The organism is Flavivirga amylovorans (assembly GCF_030540875.1).
Classification (GTDB): Bacteria; Bacteroidota; Bacteroidia; order Flavobacteriales; family Flavobacteriaceae; genus Flavivirga; species Flavivirga amylovorans.
The window spans coordinates 524073-536506 of sequence record NZ_JAUOEM010000001.1 but is presented as its reverse complement, the minus strand read 5'-3'; the positions used below and the strand labels follow the sequence as shown (position 1 = coordinate 536506).

Below are 12434 nucleotides of genomic sequence, written 5' to 3'. Positions count from 1 at the left end.
TTACCTAGTGTTTTATTATTTTTTTGTTCTTAGCCTCTTCCTTTACAAGCTCTTGCATATGCTTATCAAAGGCTACTCCATCAAAAGGAACAACTACAATTTTACTACCATTCTGGTCATTAGGTCTGTCTTCTCCCTTTTTTGTGTCAATCACAGAAAATATAAAGTGAGTAGGATGTCCATCCTCAACATATACAGTCATTCTTTGGATTACGGTCCATTTATTAACCGTGCCATCTGTATATTTAAAGATATTATGTTGTTGTCCAAAAGCTATTCCTCTAAATTTCCAATCATTGATTCCGTCTATAGAACTCATGTGATAAGTAGTATTAGTTGTATGATGGTTAATCACCATATGGTACATACCGCCACTGTACCATATACTAGGGTCTTCTAATTTACTTTTAGGTAAGTCAGGGTGATTTTTTACTCTATCAGAAATAATTTTATAAGGCCCTGTAATATCATCACTTTCACTAATCATAATTACTGTTGGTCTTCCTACTAACATATATCTACCGTCTGGTCTTAGTAAAATGTCAACATTGTCCATTCTTCCAGACTTCAAGTAAGCATCATTCTTTGAATGTCCATTTAAATCAACTTTTATTTCTCCTGCAAATTTGAAAGGCCCTTCAGGCTTATCTGATAAGAAAATAGAACCTTGAATTAAAGAACTTTTTATAACCGCATATTTACCATCTTTTGTTCTTAAACCAACTACATTGTGTCCTTTTCCTTCTTTATATTCAGGACAAACAACACCTGTATCAACATAAGGTCCTATTGGATTATCACTTATCGCATGCATAGCTGTTGAATTGACATGCCACCCTTGACTATGGGATACAGATTGTGGCCATCTACTAGCATATATATGGTATTTACCAATATCGTCTTTTACAATTTTACCATCCCAATAACACCATTTTTCTAATTTACTATCTTCAAGTCCATTGGCTGTGTCTCTTGGAAAGACATAAGTTTCACCCCAGGTACCTTTGGATATAAGAGGGGCTTGAATAGGCATAGGCTTAAAAAAATTAACAAGTGTTTTTGGATGTTTTTTCTTCTTTTTAATTTTATTGAACTCCGTCAAACGGTTCTGTTTGATATCCTCTTTTTTCTTTTGCCCATGGCTCACTATTGATACGACCAATAATAAAGGAAGAATGGTTGATCGGATGTATTTTGATTTAATCATTTTTTATTTTTTTACTTAAAATTTTATCTAGTTTTCGTTCTGGCTTTTTGTTTTTATCTCCAGACACTCAACATATCTATATAGCTCTTTGGCAATACTTTTCTTCACTCAATACATTTAACAAAGTCAAAAAAAAGTGAGAAAAGCAACTGTTTTTCATTAGTGTTTGCCATGGTTCTTTTTTGGATTGTTTATGTACATATTCGCCTTTACTTTCTTTAAATAATCGTGTGATATTTGAATGGCTTTCTTTTTATCTGATGCATTATAATCCCAATATTCATCAATAACTTTATTGAATGAAAATTTTGGATCATCTTCTCCATATTGTTTTCGTAAGTCTTTCAATTGGATTTTAAGGTCTGCAATAATTGTTTGGTATTCTAGGTTATCGTAGACATTATTATCTTCGGTTGGATCTTTTTCCAAATCATATAATTCCCAACCTGGTGGTGTTTGCGGCGTATCGCCTTTTAGCGGTGTGCCATAAAACTGAATAAGTTTGTATTTTTTAGTTCTTATAGCGATATGCCCAGGATTATCATGACTCGTCATGTGCATCCAATAGTGGTAGTATGCTGCTTTTTTAGCATCTTCTGGCTCTTTGCCTGTTTCTAAAATAGTTTTAAAGCTTTTACCATGCATATATTTTGGTGTTTCTACACCTGCAAAATCTAACATGGTTGGCGCATAATCTATGTTCTCTACAATAGCATCTATTTGAGCAGGCTTTATTGTTTCTGGATATCTCACTATAAATGGCATACGCATAGACTCTTCATAAGCCCAACGTTTGTCCATATAATCATGCTCTCCTAAGTAAAACCCTTGGTCGCCTGTATATATAATAACCGTATTATCATACAAATTGTTTGCTTTTAAATAATCTACAACGCGTTTTAAATTATCATCTACACCTTTTACGCATCTTAAATACGCTTTCATATAGGCTTGATATGCATCGCCATGAATAGCTTCATCGCTTTTTGTATGGTCTAAATTTTTAACCCATGCTCCAGATTTTGTATAATTTCTTCGTGGATTACGCCTTCCTATTGAAGTTCCTATATAAGGCTCTAACTCATTATTATAACCTCTGGTAGCTATGGAACCATTGTTTTTTCTATCTCTCATGTTTTCTGGCTCAGGAATGGTTACATCATTTAAATATGACTCATAGCGAGGTGCATACTCAAACATATCATGAGGTGCTTTAAAGTGTAATTTTAAGAAGAATGGTTTGCCCGTATTTCGTTTATTTTTAAACCATTCAAGGGCAGAATCTGCAATACAATCCGAAGAATGCCCTTTCATTCGCGTTCCATTTTTAATTTCAAACTTTCGCCATTTTATAGTTTCTGTACCTTCAATATCTTTAAATATGGGATCAAAATAATTTCCCTGTCCGGGTAAAACTTTATAATAATCAAATGCTTCTGGTAATTCTTTTAGATGCCATTTCCCTATAACTGCGGTTTGGTATCCAGCATTTTTCATTTCGTGTGCTAAATACTGCTTATCTACTGGTAAACGGCCACCTAGTGTAGGCACACCGTTAACCGCACTACTCTGCCCTGTCATGATAGAAGCTCTACTCGGGGTACAAATGGCGTTTTGACAAAACGCATTTTTCATTACCACACCTTCTGAAGCAATAGCATCAATTGTTGGGGTTGGATTCAATGCTGCTAATCTTCCCCCATAAGCTCCAATAGCCTGTGAGGTATGGTCATCTGACATGATGAAGAGGATATTTGGCTTTTGGTATTTGCCTTCTTTTTTGATATTTGCCTGCTTACAGGAAAACACGAATAAAAAACAAATTGAAAGAAACTTACTTGTAAAATTCATTATATTATTTTAGTATAAGATTGGTTTCCATAAAATTAAATGTGTATACGCTTAAATAGGTATTCTCTGGTATATAACTTGTTCTTCTTAGTAATTTAATTATTAATGGAACTTTTCTACCTCTTATTTTGATAGTGAAGTCATTTAATAAAACAAATTATATCTAAATAAACATCCTTTTATTCAACAAAAGTTTCCTTTACTCTAATATCATCTAATTTCCTTTGCATTTGAGATACTTTCTCAGGGATTTGAGCCGCTAAATTATTTTTCTGACCTACGTCTTCCGAAAGATTATATAATTGTACGGGTTGGTCTAATGGAGGATATTTTTCCTTTAACCATTTAGGTTGATTAGGTTTCGCATATCCTGTTGGATAGTTTATATATAACCAGTCTCCCATTCTTAGCGCATATTTATCTTCAAAAGTATTTTGCACAGTCGCTTTTCTCAATGAAGATTCCAACTCTTTACCAAACCAAACATCTGAAAAATTATATCCGTCATGGGTAAATCCTTTAGGTAAATCAGCATTGATAATGCTAGACAATGTTTTTAATATATCAACCTGATTAATAACTTGATTCGATACCCCTCCTTCTTTAATCTTCTTAGGCCATTTCACTATAAAAGGAACATGGTGTCCTCCTTCATACAAATCACGTTTCAACCCTCTAAACTCTCCCATGCTATAATGGTCATAGTTTTCAATCCTAGGATAAGCATAGTGTTCAGGGCCATTATCGGCAGAAAAAATAACAATCGTATTTTCTTCTTCACCAATTTCTTTAAGTGCTTTTAAAATTTGTCCTGCACACCAATCTGTTTGATACACATAATCTCCATAAGCACCTGCTTTACTTTTACCAACAAACTCTTTATTTGGAATGATAGGCGCATGTGGTGATGGAAATGGCATGTATAAAAAGAAAGGTTTGTTCTCTTTCTTTCTTCCTTTTACATAGTCTACTGCTTTTTGAGTAAGTGTTGGAAGAACCTTATAAAAATCCCAGTCTTTTTCACCAACTCCTGCTCTGCATTCCCATGACCCTTCAGGTCCTTTTGTTTTCTTACTCTCATAATACGTATTAGGCTCGGTAATAACTTTATTATTCTCTACCCATGTATAGGGAGGAAAATTAATGGTTCCATCTCCATAGTACATATCAAATCCCCTATCTAAAGGACCTCCCGAAATTTCCTGAGTCCAATCAAAAGCTTCTGGAGGAAATGATTGGAGTTTTTTCTTCGATTCCCAGTTAGGTTTTACCATTTTATCCCAATTCCACCCTAAATGCCACTTTCCTATACAAGCAGTGGCATAACCATTGTCTTGAAACATTTTCCCAATAGTATATTGCCCTTCTTTAAACGCAGGCAAGCCCATGGAACCCACAATTCCGTGGAATTCTCTCCAATGATATCTTCCTGTTAAAAGTGCATATCTACTTGGTGTACAAATGCCCGATGAAGAATGCCCATCAGTAAACAACATACCATCTCTTGCCAATTGATCTAAATTTGGTGTAGGGATTTTTGAACTAGGGTTTTGAATTGCTAAATCTCCATAGCCCATATCATCTGCATAAAGGATAATTACATTGGGTTTATTTTCTTTTTGCTCACAAGCTTGTAAAAGAAAAATGATTAATAAAAATGGTATTAGTGCTTTTCTTATCATCATAAGTAGTATTTCATCATTTTTATTAATCATTTCCTAATATAGAACCTACCCTTTAATAGCTTTCTCTAAACGTTCTTGAATAAATGGTTTTAATACGATGTCATCTTTCGTCCATTTTCCATATTCTAGAAGTTTTTTAGATAATTGTTTTACTATCTCTTTGTGATCCTTAGAATTGAAATAATTTGTACTTTCTTCTGGATCTATTTCTAAGTCTATCAACCACGGTTCAGCGGTTGTATCATAAATTAATTTATATCGATCAGTAATCGCTGAAGCCCAGTTTTGAAATCTTACAAAAGTGATATCTTCCCAATCTTTTTGAGTCCCTGTCAATAGCGGGGTCAAATCTCTTCCTTGATTTTTAGAAGCATTATAATCCTTTTGATCTATTCCACTAAGTGTAATCAATGTATCCATCCAGTCTGTTGCATTCGCAGCTTCATGAATGATTGTTCCTGCTTTGATTTTCTTTGGATATCTTATTACAAATGGTATCCTTCCTGACCCTTCATAAGGTGTTCCTTTATTTTCGTGTCCGTACTCTCCTAACATATCTCCATGATCAGATGAAAATACGATAATGGTATTGTCTAAAATGTTTTTCTCTTCTAATTTGGCTAAAATTCTACCGATATTATCATCAATACATTTTACAGCTCCATGATAAGCAGCAACACTCTTAACATATTGTTGCGGTGTTTTGTCTTCTGGAATTCTTTGTTTTTCTCTAATCCAATATGGGTATGACTCATCTCTCATCCCAGTAGTAGTCCAGGTCGCTGGAACTTTTACATCCTCTGGTTTATACATACTACCATAAGGCTCTCTAACAACATCCGGTGTATGAGGATCTGGAAAACTCAATACCCAAGCAAAAGGTTTATCTCCATTCTCATCTATAAACTCTAGCGTTCTATCCGTTAAATAATCCGTAGTATAAGTCTTTTCATCAGAAACCTGTACTGCTCTCCTACCTTTTCCTCCTACTTTAGGCGTTACTCCATCAGCTTCCATTTCTAGCTTTTTCCAGTGGCCTGTATTAAACATGTATCTGTTGTGCTTAAATCCATGAACGTCAGCATCGGGTGCCCAACCTGGTTCTGGATTTCCTTCTTGCAAGTGCCATTTACCACAATATCCGGTTTCATATCCTGACTTATTTAATACTTTAGCAATTGTCAATGCATCAGGTGATAATGCAAACCCGTTTTTAGGAACTCCTGCCGTATGTGGGTAATTCCCGGTAAACATAGAACTTCTACAAGGTGCACAAGAAGGTGTAGAAGCATACATACTTGTTAATACTGCTCCTTCATGTCCTATTCTATCTAAATTTGGTGTACTAAACCCCGGTACTTCTCCCCAAGGATTTGCCAATTCAGTTTTTCCTTGCTCTAGGAACAACTCTTTATAAACACCAAGTGTTCTAAAATTATGCTCATCTGTTACAATGATCAGAATATTTGCTTTGTCTTTTTGAGCAAAACAAGATGGACTAGCATATACACTTACTACTAATAGTATATATAATAATGATTTAATTTTCATGTGTTATTTAATTTAATATGTTATATCTATAAATTTCATAGCACCTGCAGGCACAGTAAGTTTTACTTGGTTTTCTTCAACCTTTAATGGCTTACCTGATAAAATATCTTTTGCAGATGTAGGCTGTTTTTTATTGAATGTAATGACTGCATTTCTCTCTTGAGGGTCTAAGTACCCTTGATCAAGTAATATAACACGAATATGACTTTCATCTAATCTAATAGCACTCCACGCAGCCCCTTTTACATTGATTAATAAATTATCTGCTCCTTTTTTAGCAGTTTCCATCAATATAGCACCAAATTCCTTTGGTTCTAAACGTTCTCCATTCACTATACCATAACTTACATCACTCTTGATATAAGGTGTATTATTCTCTTTTAAAGAAACTTCACTTTCTCCAGGAGCAATTGGTATCATCCCATTTGGTAATTCTGGAACAAAATTTAACCATCTGTAATCTACACCTAAAGCCTTAGAAAAATCATATTCCGGCACACTAGATCCAGCCCAATGTACTTGTGTTACAGATAATACAGCTTCTTCATCTTCTTTTCCATAATTATCTACATCATGCCCTGAGTGTTCTTTTTCCGTAAATTTTTCGTTAAGTCCATCAATCACATGCCATGATCCTATAGATTCAATATTATCCTGATTTGCTTGAGGCAAAACTCCCGAGCCCATGAGCGCAAATAATAGGTTGAGCTCTAAATCATCTTCTAAATCAAAATTTCCAGAAATAACCCCATGCTTAGCTCCATAAATAGCACGCATGACACCACTTCTAACAAAACACGATGGTAATCTTTGTCCGCCAGGAGCAAAAGGTCTCCATCCCGTTACATTATCTCCTACTATACGCATTCCAAAATTATCAACATACCCTCCCATCATCATACCGACTCTTCCTGCTAAGTTCAAATCTTGCGTATACGAATTGGTATCTTCTGTACAAGGCACTACGATATCTTTGTATTTTTTAGACAAAAACAATGTTCGCCATGGTTCTAACTGTACATCTGTAGCCCAAAATGTTTGTTTATATCTGTAATATAATTTTGCAAAACCATGTTCTCTACACGCTTTGGCCAGTCTTGGCATAATGGTATTTACATAGTAATGAGAACGAGGATCTTCTGTCTTTGCCATTTCTGCAAATACGAAACCATGACACGTTGTAGGTGCAACTTTTAAAATCTTTTCTAAGGTATTGATATCTGTATAAAAAGGATCGCTTCCATGCCCCGCCCAAATCACAAAAGGCTCTTTGTTTTTTTCAAACGTTCTAGCTCTATCCAAGAAATATGCTTCTTCATTTACATAATCTCCCCTTCTATCTCTCTTACTTCCATATTCTTCTCCAACAGCTGCTATGATTTCTGATCGATCATATTTCTGCCTCCAAGATTCCATTCTAGGAATAATAGTAAGATTTGCCCCCTTTAAATCCTTTATTTTCGGATCTAACTTGGATCTATACACCATTACCCATGGGTCTTTCTCTTTGGTTTGATAAGATGGTAATTCAAAAGACATCACCTGTTTGTATAACTCCTTGATGTTTTTCCTGACTTCAGGTACTCTTCCTATTGAAGGAGGGTTTCTTTGCCATCCTTCATTTGAGTTAATATCTAATGCATAAACTGCATTTCCGCCATCAACTTCTCCTGCTACAAAAAGTGTTTTACTTTCTTTCTCTAAGACTATTGAGTTTACCGCAAAACGTTCTTTCTTTTCTTTGGTTGATGTTCTTTCTATCAATTTCCCTTTGGTATCTACTTTAAAAACGATACGTCCATGGCGCATGATAATTTCATCCTTTATAGGAGTTAATGATTCTCCAATAGCATGGGCATAAATGTACTTGGCGCCTTGTTTTTCTTCTTTAGTAGTCGGTGTGAATTTTACAAAATTGTTTCCGTCACCATCAATGGCATAAAATGCTGGAAAGAATTGTCTCGTAGTTCCAAAAATTAAGACATCATCTCTTCCATCTTTATTTACGTCACTAACTTTAACATCTGTAACCATAAGAGATTTATAATCTTTAGGCAATTTGGTGGTTTTGAATTCTTTTAATTCTTCTCCACTTATAGGATCTAAAAAAGCACCATAAGAATATCCTGTTTTATCATGGGTATAGGTCATTACAAACAATGAATTGGTGTTTTTATCTACAAAATTACCTGCTTCCATTCTTGCCATAACTCCTTTGATTTCATTAGCAGAAACCAAAGCACCTTTATTATCTAATTTGTAAAGACGATTATTATTTCCCCCTACAAATACAAATGCGCCTTCATCGGTCTTTATAACTTCAACTTGACTTAAACGGACTTTAACTTCAGGTCTAAAATTCCAAAGCGTTTTTCCCGTACTATCCCAGCAATGTACATAACCGTCGGCTGAAACTGCGATATATTCATCTTGATTATCTCCGTTAATATCTTCGGCTTCAATATCAAAAACAAGTGCATTATTATTTGGTGTACTTGTTCTCCAGAGCTCTTTACCACTGGTGGTATAACACCCTACTTCACCAGTTAATCCTGAAATAAACAAAGCAGGCTCATTACCTATTTGGGTACTCACTACCTTTCTAATGCTTGATATGCTAGTTATAAAATCTTTAGGTTTTTTAGGGCTTTCATCATTTGCTGTACATGTGAAATTGCATAAAGACAGAATTACTAAAGTGAATGATAATTTGATTTTCATTGAGTTCTAATTATTTTTTTAGTTGTAGTTTAAACATAAGACAACAATTCTAGTATTTAGTTTAATTATGATACTAAAATGATTTTTACTTTTGACTATCAACTATTGACATATTTTAACTTTAAAAAACATCAATAGTTAAAAGCGTTTTATTCAAACTCACTTTATTTGAATAATAACTTTACCTCATCCATAATTACCTTGGTATCTAGTTCATCTATTTTTTGGGTTCTGTATTCAAAACTAAAACCATAACCACTAGGCAAATCAGTTAAATCTATAGAAGCAGGTTTCTTATCGATAATCCTTACAAAACCAGGCTTTTGCTTGTATTCCTCTTTTATTTCTTGCCACTTTGTCCATTCATTTATTTCGCCATTTCCGGTTGTATCGACCCCTACTCTTGCTTCCACGCCTTCTACCCAAGGCCCAGAACTTATAAAATCTACTTCTCCTCTTTGTTGAATTAAATAGAATTTCCCTTCTGCAAACCCAATAGTAGGGTCTGGGTGTCCTTTCCCTAAACTTCCTCCAAAAACAAACTGCTTATTGATATCATCACTACTAAAATACCCCAACTTGATTCCTTCACCTACAGGATCGTAGTCACAGAATAAATAATAGCGGTCTCCAATTTTAATATTTGTCCAATCTCCATAAGCATTTTGCTCTGGTGTATGAATCTCGTATTGTAATGGCTTTTTATCGCTACTGTGTTTAAACCCACCATACTTACCTGTTGGTGTTGTTCTATGGTCAACGGCAGGTGTAGGCATAATTTTAAAATCATGTATTCCATCCTTACTTACTGCATGTCCTGCCAAAGGAGAATCAAAAGAATGCGCTCTTGCATCAATAGGATCCCAATTTTCATAAATTAAGTGAAACAGTCCGTCTTCATCTCTTAAAATAGAACAATCTGATCCATGACTAGGATCAGGAAAAACCATCCCCATATCTTTCCCCATTTTACCATCTTTTAAATCTTCATCAATAATTAAGTGCGGATCTTGATCATTTGGAAAATCATAATAGATATAAAATTTCCCATCTACATATTCTGCCGTTGTTACCCATTTAGCTCTAAGATTAGTCACTGGACCATAGTGTTTCCAGTTTTTCATATCTGTACTATGCCATGCGTGATAGCCTTTTTGACTATCATCTACATTGTATTTACTTTTTTTCCAAGTTCTATCAGGTAATCTTGTAGACTGATACGCTTTGTAGGTTCCTAACAAATAATAATCTCCTGGCTTAACGGGTATAAAAACCTGAGCATTATCTATTTCATCACCGGCCAAAGTGGGAATCTCTTTCCAGTTATCCCATGCGGCAGATTGTTTGAATACAATAGATCTTGCCTTTTTCTTTTTTTTGTACTTTTTGACAATACTTTTATACGAACTCACCAAACTATCTGATAAAGCCTGTTCGTTTTTAAAGGAGATATTTTTTGCTGTATCTGATGATGCCTCCCATTCTTTCTGGGTTTGTATTTTCCAATTTGAACCTCCTTCTTTTGGTTGCTGACTATTTGCAATTGAAACAAGAGCCATTAGGGATAATTGGATAATTTTTTTCATCTTCATTCTATTGTTCTGATTTTATTAATATTTTTAATTAGTTAATCTCTAGAAATATAAATATAGGTTGCGCCCATTTCTTTATTGTCTTCACTAATAAACCAAGCTCTTACTAAATTAGGCCCTTTTTCTAGTGGTAATGTAAAAACGGCTTTGGTATCTGTTTTTTTTATTTCCACCTCTTTCTCAGTATCCCCAGCACGCAACCTTACTTTAACTATTGGAATAGCTTCTCCTTCGGGCATCATAACTGGTTTTCCTTTATCCAATATATCTCCTGAAGTTACTGCTGGTAATCTCTCTATCATGGGATGGTTTAGTTCCTTTGGCCATCTGGTTACTTCAAAAGTATAGGTTCCTTTTTTTTCGACTTCAATAGGCCAAAAACCAGCGCTTATTTTCTTTTGAAGCACATAGCTTTGCATGGCTGTTTTTTGTCTTGCATGATCATGTACCATAGCATCAGGTGTTAACCAGACTTCTCTGTCGTCTTTATGGCCAATAACAACTCTAGGATAAGGCACATAACCTGGCTTCACTTCATCCCAATATTCATTATACTTTTTTGTTAATGCTTTTACTACCTCTGGATATAAATTGGCGACATTATTCTCTTGCGACGGATCTTTTTTAATGTCATATAATTCCTTTCCTTTTATCCATCGCCATTGGGATGTTGCCACCAAACTATTCAATCCTTTCTGAGGGACTTCCCTAACATTTTGAGAATGCAAAATCAAGGTTTTATTATTCTCATTTACAGGCTTATCATATAAAAAACCTGATAAACTTTCACCATCAAATGGCAAATTTGCTGTTTTAGGTTTTTCTAAATCACATAGTTCTATAAGTGTTGGAAGAATATCAACATGAAGTGCAAAACCATTCACATCTCTACCTTTATTTAACTTGCCTTTAGGCCAATGTACAAACAATGGCACCCTATGCCCACCTTCATATTGAGATCCCTTTTTGCCTTTCATTTCAGCATTGTAAATCCGCTCACCTTTTGCCGTTCCGTTGTCGGTCATAAAAAGAAGAATGGTGTTTTCATCTAAGCCTTGTTGTTTAAGAAATTTTCTCAATTGTCCAAGGTTTTCATCAAAGTGGGTAATGGTAGCATAAAAGTCCTTTTCATCCTCATTTAGCCTATCCTCATCATCATATATTTTTCTCCACTCTTTTAATACATTCCATGGGTCATGAGGCACATTGGTAGCCAAGTACACAAAGAACGGCTTATCTTTGTTTTGCTTCACAAAATTCATGGTTTCTTTGAAAAATATATCGGAGGAAAACCCTTTAAAAGGTTCCCATTCCCCATTTCTCTGATAGTGATCATTCATTCTGTCATTTCCCCAGTAATCACTAGAAGTTCCAACTCCACCATCTCCATGCCCCACCCACTGATCAAAACCTTTATCTATAGGTCGGTAAGGATAGTTTCCTCCAAGATGCCACTTTCCAAACAAAGCTGTTTGATAACCAGATGCCTTAAAATATTCTGCCATGGTTGTCTCATCAATATGCAAATGATTTCTAAGGTTGATCGTTGTACGTACGTGGGTTCTATCAGATAAACGTCCTGTCATTAAGGCTGCTCGTGTTGGTGCGCAAAACGAATTAACATGAAAGTCTGTAAACCTAGCGCTTTCCGCATGTAGCCTATCAAGATTTGGCGTTTTTATAATCGGATTTCCATGTGCAGCGATATCTCCATAACCTTGATCATCGGTCATGATGACTATGACATTAGGTTTTTCTTTTTGCGCCAATATATTATGACTTATAAAAACCAAAAGGCTAATTAAGAGTATCCTTTTTTTCATTGCA

7 protein-coding genes are annotated in these 12434 nt (G+C 35.0%); all 7 read right to left on the bottom strand.

The genetic code is table 11. From position 1 onward, the window contains the following. Nucleotides 1–4 precede the first annotated feature (4 nt). The gene (locus Q4Q39_RS02185; RefSeq protein WP_303280723.1) at nucleotides 5–1207 is read right to left on the bottom strand and encodes a glycoside hydrolase family protein; all 1203 of its coding nucleotides are present in this window, start codon (nucleotides 1205–1207) and stop codon (nucleotides 5–7) included. 159 nt (nucleotides 1208–1366) lie between these two features. Then, nucleotides 1367–2947, bottom strand: a complete 1581-nt coding sequence (locus tag Q4Q39_RS02180; RefSeq protein WP_425555705.1) for a sulfatase family protein — start codon at nucleotides 2945–2947, stop codon at nucleotides 1367–1369. 290 nt (nucleotides 2948–3237) lie between these two features. Then, on the bottom strand, nucleotides 3238–4773 hold the full coding sequence (locus Q4Q39_RS02175) for a sulfatase family protein (RefSeq protein ID WP_303280721.1): 1536 nt from the start codon (nucleotides 4771–4773) through the stop codon (nucleotides 3238–3240). A 15-nt stretch (nucleotides 4774–4788) separates the two neighbouring features. Next, entirely contained in the window at nucleotides 4789–6294 is a 1506-nt protein-coding gene (locus tag Q4Q39_RS02170; RefSeq protein WP_303280720.1) for a sulfatase-like hydrolase/transferase, read from the bottom strand. A 12-nt stretch (nucleotides 6295–6306) separates the two neighbouring features. Next, entirely contained in the window at nucleotides 6307–9015 is a 2709-nt protein-coding gene (locus Q4Q39_RS02165) for a hypothetical protein (protein WP_303280719.1), read from the bottom strand. A gap of 164 nt (nucleotides 9016–9179) precedes the next feature. Next, nucleotides 9180–10601: a glycoside hydrolase family protein gene (locus Q4Q39_RS02160; protein ID WP_303280718.1), complete on the bottom strand. Its 1422-nt coding sequence runs from the start codon at nucleotides 10599–10601 to the stop codon at nucleotides 9180–9182. 41 nt (nucleotides 10602–10642) lie between these two features. Further along, on the bottom strand, nucleotides 10643–12430 hold the full coding sequence (locus Q4Q39_RS02155) for an arylsulfatase (RefSeq protein WP_303280717.1): 1788 nt from the start codon (nucleotides 12428–12430) through the stop codon (nucleotides 10643–10645). Nucleotides 12431–12434 lie beyond the last annotated feature (4 nt).